The sequence below is a fragment of the Streptomyces acidiscabies genome, from assembly GCF_020010905.1.
GTDB classification, from domain to species: domain Bacteria; phylum Actinomycetota; class Actinomycetes; order Streptomycetales; family Streptomycetaceae; genus Streptomyces; species Streptomyces acidiscabies.
The window spans coordinates 5499790-5517106 of record NZ_JAGJBY010000001.1; the positions used below are offsets into that span (position 1 = coordinate 5499790).

Annotated in this window: 21 protein-coding genes and 4 pseudogenes; 15 read left to right on the forward strand and 10 right to left on the reverse strand. The window is 68.7% G+C overall.

Annotated elements, in window-relative coordinates:
* Positions 1-7: 7 nt before the first annotated feature.
* The 6 genes and pseudogenes from J8M50_RS50135 to J8M50_RS25025 form a co-directional block, all read left to right on the forward strand.
* Positions 8-316 carry an enoyl-CoA hydratase/isomerase family protein gene (locus J8M50_RS50135; RefSeq protein ID WP_075662020.1) on the forward strand — a complete coding sequence of 103 codons (309 nt, stop codon included), beginning with the start codon at positions 8-10 and terminating at the stop codon, positions 314-316.
* Between the two features lie 89 nt (positions 317-405).
* Positions 406-1212, forward strand: a pseudogene (locus tag J8M50_RS25005) (IS5 family transposase); the annotation flags it as partial.
* Positions 1213-1216: 4 nt separating this feature from the next.
* Positions 1217-1459 carry a hypothetical protein gene (locus J8M50_RS25010; RefSeq protein ID WP_040838822.1) on the forward strand — a complete coding sequence of 81 codons (243 nt, stop codon included), beginning with the start codon at positions 1217-1219 and terminating at the stop codon, positions 1457-1459.
* A 3-nt stretch (positions 1460-1462) separates the two neighbouring features.
* Positions 1463-1639 (forward strand): hypothetical protein, encoded by a 177-nt coding sequence (locus J8M50_RS25015; RefSeq protein ID WP_162947222.1) that lies wholly within the window; start codon positions 1463-1465, stop codon positions 1637-1639.
* 203 nt (positions 1640-1842) lie between these two features.
* Positions 1843-3081, forward strand: a complete 1239-nt coding sequence (locus J8M50_RS25020) for a low temperature requirement protein A (protein WP_050987431.1) — start codon at positions 1843-1845, stop codon at positions 3079-3081.
* A 28-nt stretch (positions 3082-3109) separates the two neighbouring features.
* Positions 3110-3906: pseudogene (locus tag J8M50_RS25025) on the forward strand (P1 family peptidase); the annotation flags it as partial.
* A gap of 48 nt (positions 3907-3954) precedes the next feature.
* Here the strand turns inward: J8M50_RS25025 and J8M50_RS25030 are convergent.
* The 4 genes from J8M50_RS25030 to J8M50_RS25045 form a co-directional block, all read right to left on the reverse strand.
* A complete protein-coding gene (locus J8M50_RS25030; RefSeq protein WP_059047864.1) occupies positions 3955-4212 on the reverse strand; it encodes a hypothetical protein in 258 nt (85 codons plus the stop codon).
* Between the two features lie 351 nt (positions 4213-4563).
* The gene (locus tag J8M50_RS25035) at positions 4564-5154 is read right to left on the reverse strand and encodes a flavodoxin family protein (protein ID WP_010360730.1); all 591 of its coding nucleotides are present in this window, start codon (positions 5152-5154) and stop codon (positions 4564-4566) included.
* 73 nt (positions 5155-5227) lie between these two features.
* On the reverse strand, positions 5228-5644 hold the full coding sequence (locus tag J8M50_RS25040) for a nuclear transport factor 2 family protein (RefSeq protein ID WP_010360731.1): 417 nt from the start codon (positions 5642-5644) through the stop codon (positions 5228-5230).
* 61 nt (positions 5645-5705) lie between these two features.
* The gene (locus J8M50_RS25045; RefSeq protein ID WP_010360732.1) at positions 5706-6122 is read right to left on the reverse strand and encodes a nuclear transport factor 2 family protein; all 417 of its coding nucleotides are present in this window, start codon (positions 6120-6122) and stop codon (positions 5706-5708) included.
* 183 nt (positions 6123-6305) lie between these two features.
* On the opposite strand from J8M50_RS25045, the gene J8M50_RS25050 reads away from it, so the two are divergent.
* The 4 genes from J8M50_RS25050 to J8M50_RS25065 all read left to right on the forward strand — a co-directional run bounded on the left by J8M50_RS25050 (position 6306) and on the right by J8M50_RS25065 (position 10015).
* Entirely contained in the window at positions 6306-6929 is a 624-nt protein-coding gene (locus tag J8M50_RS25050) for a TetR/AcrR family transcriptional regulator (RefSeq protein WP_010360734.1), read from the forward strand.
* Between the two features lie 103 nt (positions 6930-7032).
* Positions 7033-7998: a zinc-dependent alcohol dehydrogenase family protein gene (locus J8M50_RS25055; protein ID WP_010360736.1), complete on the forward strand. Its 966-nt coding sequence runs from the start codon at positions 7033-7035 to the stop codon at positions 7996-7998.
* Positions 7999-8152: 154 nt separating this feature from the next.
* Positions 8153-8995 (forward strand): MBL fold metallo-hydrolase, encoded by an 843-nt coding sequence (locus tag J8M50_RS25060; protein ID WP_010360737.1) that lies wholly within the window; start codon positions 8153-8155, stop codon positions 8993-8995.
* Between the two features lie 66 nt (positions 8996-9061).
* Positions 9062-10015 (forward strand): D-2-hydroxyacid dehydrogenase family protein, encoded by a 954-nt coding sequence (locus tag J8M50_RS25065; RefSeq protein WP_010360738.1) that lies wholly within the window; start codon positions 9062-9064, stop codon positions 10013-10015.
* A gap of 736 nt (positions 10016-10751) precedes the next feature.
* On the opposite strand, the gene J8M50_RS25070 is transcribed toward J8M50_RS25065, so the two are convergent.
* On the reverse strand, positions 10752-11765 hold the full coding sequence (locus tag J8M50_RS25070) for an NADP-dependent oxidoreductase (protein ID WP_010360739.1): 1014 nt from the start codon (positions 11763-11765) through the stop codon (positions 10752-10754).
* Positions 11766-11924: 159 nt separating this feature from the next.
* Here J8M50_RS25070 and J8M50_RS25075 point away from each other — a divergent pair, with 159 nt between their 5' ends.
* Positions 11925-12434 carry a winged helix-turn-helix transcriptional regulator gene (locus J8M50_RS25075; protein WP_010360740.1) on the forward strand — a complete coding sequence of 170 codons (510 nt, stop codon included), beginning with the start codon at positions 11925-11927 and terminating at the stop codon, positions 12432-12434.
* A gap of 17 nt (positions 12435-12451) precedes the next feature.
* Here J8M50_RS25075 and J8M50_RS25080 read toward each other — a convergent pair whose 3' ends face one another.
* Positions 12452-13057: a CGNR zinc finger domain-containing protein gene (locus J8M50_RS25080; protein WP_040838825.1), complete on the reverse strand. Its 606-nt coding sequence runs from the start codon at positions 13055-13057 to the stop codon at positions 12452-12454.
* A gap of 58 nt (positions 13058-13115) precedes the next feature.
* On the opposite strand from J8M50_RS25080, the gene J8M50_RS25085 reads away from it, so the two are divergent.
* The 3 genes and pseudogenes from J8M50_RS25085 to J8M50_RS49245 all read left to right on the forward strand — a co-directional run.
* A complete protein-coding gene (locus tag J8M50_RS25085; protein ID WP_010360743.1) occupies positions 13116-13988 on the forward strand; it encodes an alpha/beta fold hydrolase in 873 nt (290 codons plus the stop codon).
* Between the two features lie 63 nt (positions 13989-14051).
* Positions 14052-14261 (forward strand): annotated as a pseudogene (locus tag J8M50_RS50405) (IS1380 family transposase); the annotation flags it as partial.
* Positions 14253-14465 (forward strand): annotated as a pseudogene (locus tag J8M50_RS49245) (PaaX family transcriptional regulator C-terminal domain-containing protein); the annotation flags it as partial. The pseudogenes J8M50_RS50405 and J8M50_RS49245, both read left to right, overlap by 9 nt.
* A gap of 93 nt (positions 14466-14558) precedes the next feature.
* On the opposite strand, the gene J8M50_RS25095 reads toward J8M50_RS49245, so the two are convergent.
* The 4 genes from J8M50_RS25095 to J8M50_RS25105 form a co-directional block, all read right to left on the reverse strand.
* Entirely contained in the window at positions 14559-14903 is a 345-nt protein-coding gene (locus J8M50_RS25095; protein ID WP_010360745.1) for an alpha/beta fold hydrolase, read from the reverse strand.
* A complete protein-coding gene (locus J8M50_RS49250) occupies positions 14903-15028 on the reverse strand; it encodes a hypothetical protein (protein ID WP_256725320.1) in 126 nt (41 codons plus the stop codon). The genes J8M50_RS25095 and J8M50_RS49250 overlap by 1 nt, the downstream gene beginning before the upstream one ends.
* 88 nt (positions 15029-15116) lie before the next feature.
* On the reverse strand, positions 15117-15494 hold the full coding sequence (locus tag J8M50_RS25100) for a TetR/AcrR family transcriptional regulator (RefSeq protein WP_010360747.1): 378 nt from the start codon (positions 15492-15494) through the stop codon (positions 15117-15119).
* 432 nt (positions 15495-15926) lie between these two features.
* Positions 15927-16706 carry an alpha/beta hydrolase gene (locus tag J8M50_RS25105; RefSeq protein WP_010360748.1) on the reverse strand — a complete coding sequence of 260 codons (780 nt, stop codon included), beginning with the start codon at positions 16704-16706 and terminating at the stop codon, positions 15927-15929.
* A gap of 304 nt (positions 16707-17010) precedes the next feature.
* Between J8M50_RS25105 and J8M50_RS49755 the strand changes: the two genes are divergently transcribed.
* Entirely contained in the window at positions 17011-17310 is a 300-nt protein-coding gene (locus tag J8M50_RS49755) for a helix-turn-helix domain-containing protein (protein ID WP_306045214.1), read from the forward strand.
* Positions 17311-17317: the final 7 nt, after the last annotated feature.

Below are 17317 nucleotides of genomic sequence, written 5' to 3' on the forward strand. Positions count from 1 at the left end.
GGAGCACATGCTGCTGTCCGCCGTGGTGCTCGCCAGCTTCGAGTACCGGCTCAATGCCCGGATTGCCGAGTGCCACGTGCCGGTCGTCTCGCTCATCGACGGCCTGTGCATGGGCGGCGGTCTCGGTCTGTCCGTCCACGTCGTCACCGAGCGCGGTGCCGGCGATGCCTGGGGCCGGGATCGGGTTCTTCCCGGACGTGGACCGGGCGTTCGGCGCGCCGAGCCTCGGCGAGATCGGCAAACGTCTGCGTCACGTCGATACGCCCTGGGCGGCAGCTGCGTCGACCGCCCTGGAGATCCTCAGAGGACGGAATGAGAGTGCATAGGAGTTTTGTCGTCACCTGAAGATGTGGCGGTGCGGCGTTCCGGCCGGTCGGCGGCCACGGGCATGTTGAGCTGAGTACCGTGAGCGAGCGCAAGCCCTACAAGACCGACGTGAGCGACGAGCAGTGGGCGCTGGTCGAGCCTGTGATCGCCGCATGGAAGGCCGCGCATCCCTCGGTCAGCGGCCATTAGGGTCGGTACGCGATGCGGGAGATCGTCAACGCACTGCTCTACCAGGGCCGGACCGGTGGCCCGTGGGAGCTGCTCCCACACGACTTTCCGCCACCCGGCGCAGTGAAGTACTACTTCTACACCTGGCGTGACGACGGCATCGACCAGACCATTCACGACCTGCTGCGCTGGCAGGTGCGGGAAATGGCGCGGCGGAAGGCGGATCCGAGTCTGGTGGTGCTCGACACCCAGAGCGTGCACGCGGCGGCCGGAGTGCCCGCCGAGTCGATGGGGCGCGATGCGGCAAAAAAAGTACCGGGCCGCAAGCGCGGCCTGGGCGTTGACGTTCTGGGGCTGGCGATCGCGGTAGTCGTGTCGGCCGCGTCTGCGCACGAGAACGCCGTCGGCATCGCGCTGCTGGACAAGGTCGCCGACGACAACGACACCGTGCAGAAGGCCCTGGTCGACCAGGGTTTCAAGAACGCCGTCGTCGCGCACGGGGAGAAGGTGGGCATCGAGGTGGAGGTCGTGGAGCGCAATCCCGCGCAGAGCGGGTTCGTTCCCCAGGCCAAGCGGTGGGTCGTGGAACGCGCGTATGGGATCTTGATGCTGCATCGCAGGCTGGTGCGCGGCTACGGGCATCTGCCCCGCAGTTCGGAGTCGCGGGTGTACTGGGCGACCGCGGTGATACCGCGGCGACCGCGCTGGCCTGGCGCACCGCATGACCGGCGGGGAACTGACGCTCGGCGCGGTGCTGGCACGGCTGGAGGAGCGGGAACGCGAGATCACCGCGCAGGCCGAGACCACGCGAGAACAGATCACGCAGCTGACCACACAGCTCGACGAACTCGGCCGGGCCGCCGAAGAAGTCCGGATCACCCGCAAGACACTGCTGGGGCTGCCCGACCCGCAACCGCCCGCGCCGTCGGCACCGAAACTGCCGGACCATCCGGCCTACGAGTAGATCATGGCGGTGTTCACCGCAGCCGACCAGCCGCTGCGTGCGCGGCAGGTGTGCGAGGCGATGGACCTGGCGGTCGCGCCCAACAACATCAACAACGTCCGCCTCAAGCTCAAGCGGCTGGCCGGCCGCGGGGTCCTGGCCGAGACCGAGCCAGGCTTGTTCACTCAGCCCCGGCCGTAGTCGATCGAAGTCGCCATGACCTGCCCGCTCGTCCCGCACGAAACGAAGAATCGAGCATCAGGTCTCATACCGCCCTCTCACAGACATCGCCCTCCCGCGAAACCAGGTGTTCTCGGCACTGAGCGACAAGCGGTGTCAGGTTCCCACCAACAAAAACCACGCTGGGCAAGAGATTAAGTGCCTCATCTGCTGTGCTTGACTTCATGACGCCAAGTTCCACTCCCGCGCCGGACGCGCCCCGATCGCCCGCGCACCTCAGCCCGCTGCGCAGGCTCACTGCCCGTGACCGCGGTGAGGTACACCGATCCGCCACTCAGCTGGAGCTCTTCTTCGACCTGTGCTTCGTCGTGGCCATCGCCCAGGCGGGCATCGAGTTGGTGCACGCGGTCGCCGAGGGCCATGCGGGCGAGGGGATCCTCTACTACGCGCTGGTGTTCTTCGCCATCTGGTGGGCGTGGATGAACTTCACGTGGTTCGCCTCGGCCTACGACAACGACGACGTGCTCTTCCGGGTCGTCACGCTGATCCAGATCGCCGGTGTGCTGGTGCTCGCGGCCGGGGTCTCCCGGGCGTTCGAGGACCACGAGTACCGGGCGGGGGTGGCGGGCTATGTGATCATGCGGCTCGCCTCGGTGTCCCAATGGTTGCGCGTGGCCAGGTCGAGTCAGGGCAGGGAGCGCAGGGTGGCCCTGCGGTACGCCGGCGGGGTGGTGCTGTGCCAGATCGGCTGGGTCGGCCTCGTGGTCCTGCCCGAGGACACCCTGGTCGCGGTGTTCGTGGTGATGGCGGTCCTCGAGATGTGCGTGCCGGCGTACGCCGAGAAGGTCCAGCCCACGTCCTGGCACCCGCGCCACATCGCCGAGCGGTACGGGCTGTTCACGATCATCGTGCTCGGCGAGACCATCGCGGCGGCCACGGTCGCCGTGAAGACGGGCATCGATGAGCAGGACGCGCTGGGCGAACTGCTGCCGATCGCCGCGGGCGGGCTGTTGATCATCTTCGCCGCCTGGTGGATCTACTTCGTGGTGCCGATCCACGGTCATCTGAGATCCAACAGGCAGGCGTTCCTGTGGGGTTACGGCCACTACGTCGTCTTCGCCTCGGCGGCCGCGATCGGTGCGGGTCTGGAGGTGGCGGTCGAGCAGTCCGTGGGCAAGGCGCACATCTCGACGCTGTCCGCGTCGGCGGCCGTGACCCTGCCGACGGCGCTGTATCTGTTCACCGTCTGGGCACTGCACGCGCGTCACTTCAAGGTGGGCATCGCCCAGCAGCTGGTACTGCCGACCGCGGCGCTGCTGGTGAGCTGCTGCATGTTCCTGGGCGAGTGGGCGGTGCTCTCGGCCGGTCTCGTCTGCGCGCTGACGGTGGTGACCGGCGAGACACTGACGGCGCGCACGACGGGCCGGGAGCGCGAGACGGCGGTGGGAGCGCCGTTCGCCTGACCGGCCCGGTCCGGACGAGATGGGCCCCATGACAGTTGACGCTCGGTCAGATGTCGTGGGGCCGCGGGGGGCACGCGACGCGTACCGGCGAGGGTTGGCTCACCGGCACCACGGTGGACGTGCGCGGCGGCGGGCCCGGCACCAAGGAGATCGACGCGCTCGATCCGCGCAACCTGGTGCCGAAGGTCGAGGCGATCGTGCTGACCGGCGGCAGCGCGTCAGGGCTCGACGCGGCGTCCGGGGTGATGGCCTGGCTGGAGGAACAGCGACGCGGGGTGCGGGTGGGGGGATCCGGCGCATGTCGTGCCGGTGGTGCCCGCCGCCTGTGTCTTCGGCCTCGGCCGCGGCGGCGACTTCCGGGCCAGGCCGGACGCGGCCACCGGACGGGCCGCGGTCGATGCGGGCGCCGCGGTGCCGGAGGGCTGTGTGGGCGCCGGTACGGGAGCCACCGCGGGGCCGGTCAAGGGCGGGATCGGCACCGCGAGCACGGTGCTCGACTCGGGGGTCACGGTGGACGCGCTGGTGGTGGCCAACGAGGCGGGGTCGGCCGTGGAACCCGGGACCGGGGCGCTGTACGGGGAGTTGTCGCAGGGGCGGGTGAGCTGTCCGGCACAGGACGTCCACCGGGCCGCGCGTCTGCGGCTGGCCGAGATCGCGGCGAAGAACGCGCCGCCCCCGCCGGACACCGCGCTCGCCGTGGTCGCCACCGGCGCGGACCTGCCGAAGGCGCAGGCGCAGAAGGCCGGCACGGCGCACGACGGCATCGCGCGCGCCGTGCGGCCGGTGCATCTGCTGAACGACGGGACCACCGTGGTGTCCGTCGCCGTGGCGGTGATGAGCGCCGCGCCCACGGTGGCCGTCGCCTGAAGTGCGTCACTGACAGCGTCCCCCAGGCGGTTCGTCCCAGCGGACGAGGAGGACGGCTAGAGCGGCGAACGCGGCGAACACGATGGCGCTGATCCAGCCGCGCGGGTTGTCGTTCAGCGGAATCCAGCTGGCCAGGAAAGACACGGTCCACGGCATCATGACCGCGGTGAGGGCGGCGAAACCGGGCCAGTCGTTGTCGCGGCGGAATGCGCACGCCACGGCGATGAGCCCGGCCGCGCTCCATGTCGAAGACCACAACGCCATCGGCGCCAGACACCACGGTCGCCGCCCTGCTGGCTCTTGCCGTCATCGCCGTTCGCTGGGCGCTTGGTCCGCAGACCCTCGACGAGTGGGAGTGTCTGGCCGATTGCCCCAAGCGTGCCGAGTCGGAGCCGGGGGGTGTGCGGAAGGGCGTCGCCATCGCTCAAGATTAATTACAGCGCCAGCCACGGTTCCGTTGATCCCTGGGGCCGGTGACCGCCTCATGATGGCGTTGCTGCGCGTCGCTGATCGCGAGTCTGCGGTGCTGCTGCCCGGTCCCGAGCCAGTCGCCGGTGCGCTTCGTCGAGCACCACCTCGCCGTCCGGGCCGCGCATCCGCCCCGGCGTCGGTCGCTCAGGCGGCGAGGGCGGTGCGGCCTGCGGCGTAGACGCGGGCGACCTCGGCGACGCGCTTGCCGAGCTCGGCGGCGGTGGCGATGTCGGCCTTGTGTACGCCCTCGACTCCCTGGTCCTGGTTGCTCTGGGCGGCGGCGCCGAGAAAGAAGCCGAGGCGGTTGAGGTCGTTCTCGGACGCCGTGGAGGTGTTCCAGCCGGGCATCAGACCGAGGCCGACCCATTGCATGTGGTGCTGCCCGGCGAGCACGGTGAAGTACTGCAGGGTGTTGAGCTTGTCGCCGCTCTTGCCCGCGGAGATGGTGAAACCTGCGGCGATCTTGTCCTTCCACACCTGGTTGAACCAGCGCTTGGAGCTGGCCTCGGCGAAGGCGTGGAAGACGGCGGAGGCGGTGCCCATGTAGGTGGGCGAGCCGAAGATGATCGCGTCCGAGGCGTCGAGCAGGTTCCACTGCTCCTCGGAGATCTCCTCGACGTTGATCAGGTGGGCGGTGGCGCCGGCGGTGATCACCCCATCGCGGACGGCCTCGGCGAGGACGGCGGTGTGGCCGAAGCCGGAGTGGTAGGCGATGGAAACGACAGAGGCGGTCACGTTACTTGCTCCTTCGGATGTGCATGTCGGGCCGCGCGGGACCCGGGCCGCGGGGCCCTTGAGTACGCTTTGCTCAGCTGGCGTTGAACGCCTCGGCGACGGTCAGCGTGTCCTCGTACTGGTGCAGGCGAACGATCCGGCCGTCCTCGACGGTCAGGTGCATGGCCGTCGGTGTGCTGAACTCCTTGCCATTGGCCGCGACGGTGTGTGTGAAGACCGCCATCAGCGCCACGTCACCACCGTCGACGATGATGCGCTCCAGTACGGCCTTGCTCTCGTCGTGCGCGAAGTGCGACCACATCGTGGTGAAGTACGGTGCCACCTCCTCCCGGCGGGTACGGCGCCCGGTCCAGGGCAGCGCGTCGCTGCCGGGGACGTGCCAGTCGATCTCCTCGGCGAACAGTTCCTGGATGCCGTCGGGGTCATGCTTCGCGAGGCGCTCCACGAACTTCTTGGCCACGGTCCGCGAGGTCTGCGTATCTGTCGTCATCGGTCCTTGTCCTTTGTCTCTTCGTTTGCATCAGGTGTCGGTCGGGCCTCAGCCCGGTGCCTCAGGCCCGGCCGGCCTGCGGGTTGGTGAACATGTGGTTGCCCGCCACCGCGTCCTTCGCGGGCACTTCGTCCTGCAGGACGTCCCAGTGCTCCACCACCAGGCCCTCCTCGAAGCGGAAGATGTCGACCGCCATGAGGGGTGTCTCGGTGCTGCCGGAGTACCTGCCGTGGATCATGACCAGGTCTCCCTCGGCGATGATCGCTCCCGGCTCGTACCGGGTGGCGTCGGGCAGGTCCGCGATGAAGTTGCGCAGCCCGGCCCTGGCCGGCGGGATGGTCGGGCTGTGCTGGATGTAGTCGGGGTGCAGGTGCCGGTCCAGCGCGGTGAAGTCCTTCGAGCTGAACGCGGTCGTCAGGAATTCGAGGACGGCGGCCTTGTTCCGCTCCGTCTCCGTCTTCCTTCGGCTCTGAGTCATCAGTCCTCCACAGGTTTGCCGACTGACACGGCTTTGTTGACTAACTGGACCACAATGGGAGCATGAAGTGGTCCAATCGGTCAACAAGGCGAAGAGTGTCAGGCGATATGCCCGCGCCGGCACGGAGGGTCGGGTTGTCGAGCATTGTGGTCCAACTGGACCACAATGAGGTATCGTGAGGTCATGGGGCGAAAACGAGGCTTCGACGAGACCACCGTGCTCGATGTTGTCCGCGACCGGTTCTGGACCACCGGATTCGACGGCACGTCCACCTATGACCTCATGGATGCGACCGGCCTGGGCAAGGGCAGCATCTACAAGGCGTTCGGCAACAAGAACGCCCTTTACGTGCGCGTCTTCTCCGACTACTGCCAGGGCATCGTCGCCCAGGCCCGCGAGGAGCTGCGGGAGGGCCCGCATGCGGTGCTCACCTCGCCGATGGCCCGCCTGGAGCGCTACGTCGTCTCACTCGCCGACGCCTTCGCGAGCGAGTCGCCCCGCCGGGGATGCTTCCTCACCAAGGTCACCGCGGACCGCGCTGGAGAGGACGACATGGTGGCGGGCACGGCCCGTCGCGCGTTCGAGGATCTCGCCGACGCCCTCGCGTCCGCGCTACGCGACGCCCAGGACGCGGGAGAAGTGGCCGAGCACGCCGACGCCACGGCCCTGGGATATCTGCTGCTGAGCGTGATCAGGGGCATCGACAACATGGCCAAGGCGGGTGTCGACGCCACGACGCTCCGACAGACGGCCCGGCAGGCGCTGGACCTGATCCCCAGGGCGGACGCACCGTACGTGCGGCGCTGACATTCCCCCCTCTCTTCCGACGACGGACATGCCGCGTCGGACATAAGCAAAATGTGCAGTTTGACTGTGGCGAAGAGCTCGCCGCCTCTCACCGGGAGTCCCTATGCGTGCCATCCAGATGACCCAGTTCGGCAAGCCGGAGGACGTCGTACGCGTCGTCGATCTCCAGGAGCCGAACGCTCCCGGCGCCGGCGAGGTCAAGGTCGCGGTCGAGTTCTCACCGCTGAACCTGCACGACCTCAAGGTCGTCAGGGGCGAGCTCGGGCGGCCACCGCTCCCGCTGGTCCTCGGCAGCGAGGGTGTCGGCCGGGTTGTCGAGGCGGGCCCCGGCGTCGACACGCTCGCGGCCGGCGACCTGGTGGTTCTGCCGCTGCTCGCCGGTGCCTGGCGCGAGCGGCTGCTGCTGCCCGCCGACGGGCTGTTCCGGCTGCCGGAAGGCAGCGTCGAGCAGTTCTCGATGCTGGGCATCAATCCGCCCACGGCCGGTCTGATCCTGAGCGAGTACGCCGACCTGAGGCCCGGGGACTGGATCGTGCAGAACGCCGCGAACTCCGGCGTCGGACGTTCCCTGATCGCCCTGGCGAAGGCCCGCGGATTCCGGACGGTCAACTTCGTCCGGGACGAGTCCGTGTCCGCCGAACTGACCGCGGCCGGCGCGGACATCGTCCGCCGCGACGGTGCGACGGCGGCCGAAGAGGTTCGCAAGGCGATCGGCGATGCCCGGGTCGGGCTCGCCGTCGACTCGGTGGGGGGCGACGCTCCCGCCCGCCTGCTCGACCTGCTGTCCGAGGGCGGTGCGCTTGTCAGCTACGCCTCGGCGACCGGGCAGCCGATGTCCGTCGACGCACTGACCCTGATCGGCAAGCGCGCGACGGTACACGGATTCTTCGCCGGCCATTTCGACTACGCGACAAAGGTGCTCCCCGTCATCCGCGAAGCCGCGCCCCTGGTCGCGAGCGGAGTCCTGTTCGTTCCGCTAGGCGCCGTGTTCGACCTCGATGACATCCATACGGCGATCGAGCAGGTCGTCCGCGGCGGAAAGACCCTGCTCAAGGTGGCCCGGTCATGACGATCTCCGGAGGAACTCGCACCGTCGCGGGTCCCGTGCGCACGCGAGCCGAGCCGTAGCAGGGCGTTCGAAGCGGCATCACCCTCGCCAGGCAAACCGCAGCTCATTCGCGAGTTCGGTGAGGGGCAGCCACCGCCACGAGAGAAGTGCCGAGATGCGCGAACTGTCCTACGAAGTCCTCGTCTCTGACGGCGTTCCCCGGGAGATCGATCTTCAGCTGCCGAACGGCGACGGGATCGTGTCCTCGCCGATCTCATCCACCCTGATCACCGGAGAACGCGACGCGGTCCTGGTGGACCCGCCGCTGACACACACCCAGATCGCGCAGGTCGCCGAGGGCTTGGCCCGCTCAGGGAAGCGTCTGGCGTTCGTCTACGTCACCCACGGCCACCCCGACCACTGGTTCGGCACCGCGACGCTGCTGGAACGGTTCGGCGACGCCGACAGCGTGGTGTACGCCACCGAGGGCACCATCCGGCAGATGCGCAGCCAACTGGAGAGCAAGGACAAGGGGTTCGCGAAGACCTTCCCCGGGGTCCCGGAGAACACCCCGGTCCTCGCCGTGCCCGTGCCGACCGAGGGATTCCTGCTGGAGGGCCGAGTCCTGCGGGCCGTCGAGACCGGTCACACCGACACCGACGACTCCAGCGTCCTGCACGTGCCGTCGATCGGTCTCGTCGTCGCCGGGGACGTGGTCTACAACGGCGTGCACCTGATGATGCTCGAAGGCGGTGACGGCGGCCTTCAGGCGTGGCTGGACGGCATCGACCGGCTCGCCGCACTCGATCCGCGCCACGTGGTCGCCGGCCACAAGAAGGCAGACCTGCCCGACGACCCGAAGATCCTGGACGAGACCCGGCAGTACCTGCGCGACGCGATCCGGCTCCTGGCCGGCAAGCCGGAGCCGCTGGAGTTCTTCGAGGAGATGTCGAAGCTCCACGGTGACCGGCTCAACCCGGGACCCCTTTGGTACAGCGCCCTGGGCCTGCTCGCCTGAGCCACGCCGCGTCGCCACCCCGTGAAGACAGATGCATCACCTCGACGAAATACGGAGGCTGCCGACATGGCCACCCGCTTGAAGATCGCGATCCTCGACGACTATCAGAACGTCGCGACGAGCCTGGCCGACTGGGCGTCGCTCGTTGCCGAGGTCGTCGTTTTCACCGAGCCGTTCGCCGACGCCGACGAGGTGGTCCGTAGCCTCGCCGGGTTCGACGTGCTCGTGGCCATGCGGGAGCGCACGCGATTCCCGGCCGAGGTCCTGGAGCGGCTGCCCGACCTTCGGCTCCTGGTCAGCACCGGCCCGGCCAATGCCGCCATCGACCTGACGGCCGCCCACAGACTCGGCATCACGGTGTGCGGGACCCGCTATGAGTCCCACCCCACCATCGAGCACACCTGGGCGCTGATCCTCGGTGCCACGAGAAACCTGGTCGTCGAGGCGGAGTCGATGCGCGCCGGCGGCTGGCAGGTATCGGTCGGCGAGGGGCTGCACGGCAGGACTCTCGGCATTCTCGGCCTCGGTCGCGTCGGCTCCGGAGTGGCACGGATCGGACAGGCCTTCGGAATGGACACCATCGCATGGAGTCGGAACCTGACCCCCGAAACCGCCGCCGAGCACGGCGGGCGGGCGGTGACGAAGGAGCGGCTCTTCACCGAAAGCGATGTGCTCTCGATCCACGTACCGCTCAGCAAGCAAACACGCGGGCTGGTCGGCGCGGCGGAACTCCGGTCGATGAAGCCCTCGGCCCTCCTGGTCAACACCTCACGCGGACCGGTCGTCGACGAGGTCGCCCTGATCGACGTCCTGCGTGAGGGCGCGATCCGAGCAGCCGCCCTCGACGTGTACGACACCGAGCCGCTACCCGCGGACCACCCGTTGCGGGCGCTGCCGAACGCGCTGCTCACGGGGCACGTCGGATTCGTGAACCGCGACCTGTACGAGATTTTCTATCAGGACTCCGTCGAGGACATCGCCGCGTTCCAGGCGGGTTCTCCCGTGCGGCTGATGAAGTAGGAGCCGAAGACGACGACCCGACCGACTCACACACCGCCTCTCTCTCCCATGTGACGGCTCCGACGCGGTTCGTCACGGCGAACCGAATTCGGTACGCCTGCCGGCGCTTCCACGCCGAGACCGGCACACCGCTGGTGTTCCTGCATCACCCAGGTCACCCGGGACTCAGCAGGGATTGTTCGCCCAGCCGCGGCATAGCAGCCCGGCGGCCCTCCGAGCAGCCTGCCTACTCCAGCCGACAGGGCAATGCAGACATCAAGTCACGTACCGCCCGCTCACACCTTGCTGGCCGGGGCGGGCAGCTCACGCTGAGCGAGTGCCCGGACGTCGAACTCGTCCTCACGCGCACGACCATCCGCGCGACCCTGGTCGACAAGGACCGCACTCCCCGCCGGCACGGTGCATCGCTCGGCGGACGGACACCGCGGGCTTGAGCATGTCTGCCGGTGAGCAGGCCGGCGCCTCACGCAAGGAGCCCGCAGGAGGGGCACGCGCCCAGGAGCCGGGAGCTGCGAGCTCCGTCGGCCGGGCTGGCACAAGAGCTGAAGTGATGCGTCCGTCATGAGCGTAGAGAGCCGTGTCCCGCCCGACGCGGGACATCCTCGTCCCTCCGCCTGGAGGCGTGGCGGTTCGTCCGCGGTGATCGCTCCCGACAGGCAGCGGGAGGCCGCCGGAACACCACCAGTGCCGGATCGCCGTCGGCGTCGTCGCCCGAGGGTCTGCGACCGGCACGGGCTCAGTCGTTGTCGGGCACCATCGAGACCACGACCTTGCCGGCCTTGGTGCGACCCTGCTCGACGTACGCCATCGCCTCAAGTGTCCGGTCGAACGGGAAGGTGCTGTCGATGACCGGCCGCAGCTTCCCGCTGTCGTAGAGGGCGCCGAGCTTGCGCAGCTGCGAGCCGCTGGCCTGCATGAAGAGGAACTCGTAGCGCACGCCCAGCGCCTTGGCCTGCTTGCGGATCTTACGGCTGAGGGTGTTCATGACCAGGCCCAGGACGGAGGGGGCGCCGATCTGCTTGGCGAAACCGGCGTCGGGCGGGCCGGCGACACTGATGGCCAGGCCGCCGGGCTTCAGCACGGTCAGCGACTTCTCGAGGTTCGCCCCACCCAGGGAGTCCAGCACCAGGTCGTAGCCCGAGAGCACCTTGGAGAAGTCCTCCTTGGTGTAGTCGACGACGACGTCGGCGCCAAGGCTCCTGACCAGCTCCTCGGACCTGGTGTTCGCGGTCGTCGCCACCGTGGCGCCGAGGTGCTTGGCGAGCTGGACGACCGTCGACCCGAGGCCGCCGGCTCCGGCGTGGACGAGCACTTTCTGCCCCGGCTTCACGTGCGCGCGCTCGACGAGGATCTGCCAGGCGGTCAGGGCCACCAGCGGTACGGCGGCTGCCTCCTCCAGGGAGAGTGAGGCCGGCTTGGGGGCGACATCGTCCGCGTCGATCGCGATGTACTCCGCGAAGCCCCCGATCCGCAGGTCGCGCGGGCGGGCGTAGACCTCGTCGCCGACCTCGAAGCCGTGTACGGCGGAGCCGACCTGTGTCACGACGCCCGCCACGTCGTGGCCGAGCACGAACGGGCGCTTGTACTTCAGGATCTGCTTGAACTCCCCGTCGCGGACCATCTTGTCCAGCGGGTTGATGCCGGCGGCGCTCACTCTGACTAGGACGTCGCGGTCTCCGACGGCGGGCTCGGGTACCTCCGCGGCGCGCACGCCGTCCTTGCCGTACTTCTCGACGACGAAGGCCTTCATGTCGGCCGCCCTTCTGCGTGGGTGTTTCAGTGCTTTATGTGATTCTTCGGGCAGGTTCCCTTGCGCGCCCGTTTCTCGCGCGCGGCCGGGGTAACCGCTGCTCATGACGCTACTTGCTGAGTATAGAAAAGTAAACTCAGGAGAGGTTAGTATCACTGCATGGATGCGAGGACCGAAACTCTTCAGGACGCCGGCAGGGACCTCCGTCTGGACCGGGACACGTCGAACTGCTCGATCGCCAGGACCCTTGAGGTCGTGGGGGAGAAGTGGACGATCCTGATCCTGCGAGAGGTCTGGTACGGCTCGTCCCGTTTCAGTGAGTTCGAACATGTCCTGGGCTGTCCCCGCAACCTCCTCGCGGCGCGGCTCAAGATGCTCGTGGAGGAAGGGATCCTGGTCACCGAGGCCTACAAGGAGCCGGGCTCACGGAGCCGGCCGAAGTACGTGATCACGCCCAAGGGCATGGACCTTGTCCCGGCAGTGATGGGGCTCCTGCAATGGGGCGACCGCTACCGCGCCGACCCCGAGGGCCCGGCCATGCTGACGCGCCACCGTGGATGCGGCGCGCACGTCGATGCCCAGATCCGCTGCGAACAGGGCCACGCCGTACGGGTGGAGGACATCGAGAGCATCCCCGGCCCGGCATTTCGCCTGAAGCCCGCCGAGTGAAGGAACTCGCAGCGGGCTCAGTCTGCTGACGCATGCTCGCCGCGTCTGGTCCGGGATTGGTGGAGACGGACCTTCGTACGGTTGCCGCAGCGGGACATGGAGCACCAGCGGCGGTTGCGGGCGGGGGAGCGGTCCAGGAAGCGCAGGGCGCACGTGTCCGCGCCGCAGACGCGTACGCGCCGGATCTCGGCGGACAGGAGCAGATCGACGGCGTCCTGGGCGATCAGTGCCAGCGCGGCTGAGGCGTCGGCGGCGACGCTCGTGGCTGCGGCGGGCTCCAGGCGCCCGTCCGTGACGGTGATCTGAAGGGCGGGCCGGGGGGCCTCGGCCGCCGCCCGGTTGAGCGCGGTGATGTCGCCGGGCGAGGGCAGCCGACCGTCTGCGGCTGCGAGTACGGCCCGGTCGACCGTCTCGCGCAGTCGCCGGCCTGCCGTCAGGACGGCGGCAGTGCAGGGATCCTGGATGCCCGGTGCGAGCAGGCCCGCTCGCTGAAGCCAGAGAGCCAGGTCGCCTGGATTCCGGAGAGTCTCCTCCGGCGCGGTCCGCCACCGGTAGCGGAGGGTGTTGGTGAAGTCCAGGCAGACCCGCCCGCCGTCCCAGATCCACATGTCGTCCGTTGCCACCCCTCCATTCTGCACGTTAGCTTAACTGTCTAAGACGGTTAGTCGAGGGAGCGCAGCAATGGGACAGCCGACGGTGACGACCGGCGTGACACAGGTGGACGGGGTCCGCCTGCACTACGTCCGAGCGGGATCGGGCCCTCTGCTCGTTCTGCTCCACGGCTGGCCGCAGACCAACGAGTGCTGGCGGCCGGTGCTGGCGGAACTCGCCGCCGACCACACCGTCGTGGCGCCCGACCTGCGCGGCTACGGACTGAGCGACAAGCCCACGACCGGCTACGACAAGCGACGGATGGCCGCCGACATCGCCGGTCTCGTCGAAGCGCTCGGCTTCGAGAAGGCCGCGGTCGTGGGTCATGACCGGGGCGCCCGGGTGGGGCACCGCTGGGCGCTGGACCGCCCCGAGCAGGTGGAGCGGCTGGCCGTGCTCGACATCGTGCCCACCCGGGAGATGTTCCGCCGCCTGGACGCCTCCCTCGCCTCCGGGTACTGGCACTGGCTGTTCCAGATGCAGCCCGATCTGCCCGAACGCCTCGTGGGACCCGACATCCGCGGCTACCTCGAGTACTTCTTCGAGCGGTGGACCTACAACCGTCACGGACTGACCCCCGAAGCGGTCGACACCTACGTCCGGGCGTTCTCCCGCCCGGGCGCGTTGCGGGCGAGTTTCGACGACTACCGGGCCATGGAGCAGGACGTCGCCCTCGACGATCTGGACGCCGCCGAAGGCCGCCGCCTCGGCATGCCGGTACTGGCGCTGTGGGGTTCCGTGGGGCTGCCGTCCCGCCTGCCGACGCTGGAGATCTGGCGCGAGTACGCCGATGACGTCACCGGTGCCGAGATCCCGGAGTGCGGCCACTTCATCCCGGAGGAGCAGCCGACAGCGATGCTGGCGCATCTGCGGCCGTTCCTGGCTGACGGAAGGGCTGTTTAGCCCGGGCCTTTCAGGAAGCCTGTCCACGGTGATCTGGCTTGTCGAAGACCCTGATCGTTTGCCATGGAAGGCACCTGCCGAGTGAGGGCTGCCGGGTCGCGTCCGAAGATCATCGTGAGTGCTGGCGGGCGTGGCGTGGTCGGTCACGCCGGTGCCCGGATGCTCGCCGGGGTCGCCGAAGTGACCGGCCTGACAGCAGCGTGCGGTGATGCCTTGGCCGGGTTGCGGCAGCGCTGCGGTGTGCATGACCCAGGCCGGGTCGCCATATTCGTCAAGGAATGGCGGCGGTTGGCGACGCCTCGGGACGAGCGGGTCCGCGGAGGCGAGGCCTTGGCCGCCAGGCCCCGGTTGATGGATGCGTACCGCCGTTTCCTCGTCCTCGATCCGCAACTACCGCAGCACCTGATGCCCACCGGCTGGCCCCGTGAAAAGACCCGGTGCCTGTTCGAGCACGGCTACGACGGGCTGGGTGAGCGCGCCGAAGAACGGGTTCGCGAGATCCTCACCGCGGCGGGGCTCGACGTGCCCGCCGGCCTTGGGCATCACACCGCCGCGCAGTTGAGCGCAGTCTCATGGCAGGCCGAATGCCCCATACATGCGAGAGACGGCTACCCCGAAGGCGGTGTCCGCGATGGGGAAGACGTGCCGGGTGGGCACGATGTCCAGGACGGCGGCGCGCCTGACCCGGGCGGGGTGATCGAGGCACATCCGGTGCACGATGCGGGCACCGCGGTCGTGTCCGACCGCGGCGAAGGTGTCGAAGCCGAAGTTCGCCATCACCGTGACCATGGCGCGTTTGCTGTACTCGGTATGGTCGGCGCCGACGACCGGTTTCGCGGAGCCGCCGTAGCCGCGCAGATCCGTCAGCACGACGGTGTGGTGCTGGGCCAGGATGAGGGCGATCTGATGCCACATCACTGAGTCTGCGGATAGCCGTGCAGCAGCAGGGCCGGTGGCCCGGTGCCGGTGGTCCGGCCGGTGATACGGATCCCGTCGATGTCCACCTCGATCGGTGCGAACCCCGCGAGCAGCTGTGCCATGTCGCCCACTCCCATCTCGGTCGGGTGTGCCGCGCACGAGGCCTGCCCCACGCTCCGCAATTTCACTGCTCTCACGTTGCGGTCGACGTCACGGTTCGCCCCTGCTCCGGCCGGCGCCCTGTCGCCGGTCTTCAGTGCCGAGCAGGGAGGCCGACGGGCAGCCGTGTTCAGGGCTGTCGCGGTGCCGTACCGCGAGATGGGCACGCAGGGTCTCTTCGACCCCCGCGTGGCCGGGCGCCTCCGCCTCCGGCGTCTCGCACTGCTCGCGGATCTGGTCGGCGACCGTGGAAGCGACCAGGTCGTCCGTGGAGTCGAAATGGGGGTAGAACGCGCCGTTGGCCAGTCCCGTATCCGCCATGAGCGCGGCGGTCCCCGAACCGTCGATGCCGTCGGCCTTGAGCTGGCGGCCGGCTGCCTCGATGATCCGCCGCTGCGTCGCCTGCTTGAGGTCTCGTCCGTATCGCACCCCCACCTATGGTAGTATGAGCGTAATATAAATGATCGGGAGCCGCCGTTGGCGGTGACACGGCTGGTGGCCCTCGTGACGGGTGCGTCCCCGGGCGTCAGTGTTGCTGCGCCGCATAGTGCCGACCCGGGATCCTGTTCCGGTCGCGAACGCCCGGGGGCGACCGCATGCTTCCCACGCGAGCATCGTTCGACCTCGCGCATCGCCTGCCGAACGTCTCACTTCGGATCTGCCCCGATGCCGGCCCTGGCGGCGTCTTCCCACACCACGAGCAATTCGTGCCACACGTTCTGGAGCTTCTTCGATGAGCCCTCAAACCGGAGTTATCACCGCTCGTCGGGCTCGACCAGCGCAAGCAGCGCCGTGTCGCACACTGAGCGCGATACCTGGCGCGCAGGCTAGCGGCCAACCGCCGTTGGGGAGCGGAACGCACTACCAGGTGTGGCGGTCGAGCCAAGTGTTGATGCGCTCCGCGGTCTCGCGCCAACCCGGTTCGAGGAGGACGTTGTGGGAGCGTCCTCGGACGAAGAGGTAGTCGGAGCCGAAGTGGGCGGCGCTGCGGCGGACGGCTTCGGCGGGGACGATCACGTCGTTCTCCGCTGCGATCACCAGCGAGGGTCCGTCGATGCGGGTGCGGTCCACTCGGAGCGAGGTCGACAGCGTCTCCTTGATGGCCATGGCCGATTCCCTGCACAGCAGAGCGTGGTAGCGGCGGGCGTCGTCTTCCGGGCTGCCCTCGAACACCGTCTGCCATGCGGTCTCGAAATCGGGGATGTCGGTCGGCCGCGTGAGGTCGATCCCGGTGTTGGGGTGGAGGCCCACTTCGGCGCTGATGGCCGGGGTGATGTGGACCTGCGCAAGGACGGGGTGCTTCTCCGCGTACTTCAGTCCGACCAGCGCACCCATGCTGTGAGTGATGAGAATCGGCACGTGCCCGATGTGGTCGACCACGGTCTCCAGCTCTTCCACGGTGTCGGCCATGGAGCGGAGCGTGAACCGGTCTTCCGGCAGGTCCTGGGACCCGTGGTGGTTGAACCAGCTGAACGCGTAGGAGTCGTGGCCGGCGGCGGCGAAGTAGGGCAGGTAGTTCTCCCACGCCCAACTGCCCTGCAGACCGCCGTGGACGAAGACGATGGGCGGACCGGACGGGCTGCCTTCCGATGGGACATGCTCGATGAAGACACCATCGATCGTCTTGTTTTCAATCTTCACTGTGATTCCTTCTCGCGGAGTGGGGGCAACGGCGGTGGGGAGTGGGCCTCCGCATCCACGACGGCGGCCTCGACGGCCGCGCTGGTCTCGTCGCCCGGGCCATCTGGCCGGCGGGCCAGGAGCTGTCGCGCGGACATCTCGCTACGCACGAGGCCCGTCACACGGGTTTGTCGGCAACCAGGCGCCGCAGCACTGCCGAACAATGAAGAGGGAACCGGCTTCAGTCCGCCGGTGGGAGTTCACGCTGTGAGGGGTACTGGCAGGGACCCCCCCACCATGCGCTTCGGCTTCCTACGCTGGAGGCATGGACAATCGGGCGGAAGTCAGCGCGTTCCTCAAGTCCCGCCGTGGCAGGATCACCCCCGAGCAGGCGGGCCTGTCGGTGTACGGGGGGCGGCGGGTACCCGGCCTTCGCCGCGGCGAGGTCGCTCAGCTGGCCAGCGTGAGCGTCGAGTACTACACACGCCTGGAACGCGGCAACCTCAGCGGCGTCTCCGAAAGTGTCCTGGACGCCCTGTGCAACGCCCTGCGGCTCGACGACACAGAGCGTGACCACCTGTACGCCCTGGCCCGCGCCGCCAACACCGGCCCCGCGCGTGTCTGACATCGCC

Excerpts from the sequence above, each read along its gene's own strand:
- J8M50_RS50135 (WP_075662020.1), top strand. The coding sequence starts at position 8 with ATGCTGCTGTCCGCCGTGGTGCTCGCCAGCTTCGAGTACCGGCTCAAT.
- J8M50_RS25010 (WP_040838822.1), top strand. The coding sequence starts at position 1,217 with ATGACCGGCGGGGAACTGACGCTCGGCGCGGTGCTGGCACGGCTGGAG.
- J8M50_RS25015 (WP_162947222.1), top strand. The coding sequence starts at position 1,463 with ATGGCGGTGTTCACCGCAGCCGACCAGCCGCTGCGTGCGCGGCAGGTG.
- J8M50_RS25020 (WP_050987431.1), top strand. The coding sequence starts at position 1,843 with ATGACGCCAAGTTCCACTCCCGCGCCGGACGCGCCCCGATCGCCCGCG.
- J8M50_RS25030 (WP_059047864.1), bottom strand. The coding sequence starts at position 4,212 with ATGGCGTTGTGGTCTTCGACATGGAGCGCGGCCGGGCTCATCGCCGTG.
- J8M50_RS25040 (WP_010360731.1), bottom strand. The coding sequence starts at position 5,644 with ATGACGACAGATACGCAGACCTCGCGGACCGTGGCCAAGAAGTTCGTG.
- J8M50_RS25045 (WP_010360732.1), bottom strand. The coding sequence starts at position 6,122 with ATGACTCAGAGCCGAAGGAAGACGGAGACGGAGCGGAACAAGGCCGCC.
- J8M50_RS25050 (WP_010360734.1), top strand. The coding sequence starts at position 6,306 with ATGGGGCGAAAACGAGGCTTCGACGAGACCACCGTGCTCGATGTTGTC.
- J8M50_RS25055 (WP_010360736.1), top strand. The coding sequence starts at position 7,033 with ATGCGTGCCATCCAGATGACCCAGTTCGGCAAGCCGGAGGACGTCGTA.
- J8M50_RS25060 (WP_010360737.1), top strand. The coding sequence starts at position 8,153 with ATGCGCGAACTGTCCTACGAAGTCCTCGTCTCTGACGGCGTTCCCCGG.
- J8M50_RS25065 (WP_010360738.1), top strand. The coding sequence starts at position 9,062 with ATGGCCACCCGCTTGAAGATCGCGATCCTCGACGACTATCAGAACGTC.
- J8M50_RS25070 (WP_010360739.1), bottom strand. The coding sequence starts at position 11,765 with ATGAAGGCCTTCGTCGTCGAGAAGTACGGCAAGGACGGCGTGCGCGCC.
- J8M50_RS25075 (WP_010360740.1), top strand. The coding sequence starts at position 11,925 with ATGGATGCGAGGACCGAAACTCTTCAGGACGCCGGCAGGGACCTCCGT.
- J8M50_RS25085 (WP_010360743.1), top strand. The coding sequence starts at position 13,116 with ATGGGACAGCCGACGGTGACGACCGGCGTGACACAGGTGGACGGGGTC.
- J8M50_RS25095 (WP_010360745.1), bottom strand. The coding sequence starts at position 14,903 with ATGTGGCATCAGATCGCCCTCATCCTGGCCCAGCACCACACCGTCGTG.
- J8M50_RS49250 (WP_256725320.1), bottom strand. The coding sequence starts at position 15,028 with ATGGCACAGCTGCTCGCGGGGTTCGCACCGATCGAGGTGGACATCGAC.
- J8M50_RS49755 (WP_306045214.1), top strand. The coding sequence starts at position 17,011 with ATGGACAATCGGGCGGAAGTCAGCGCGTTCCTCAAGTCCCGCCGTGGC.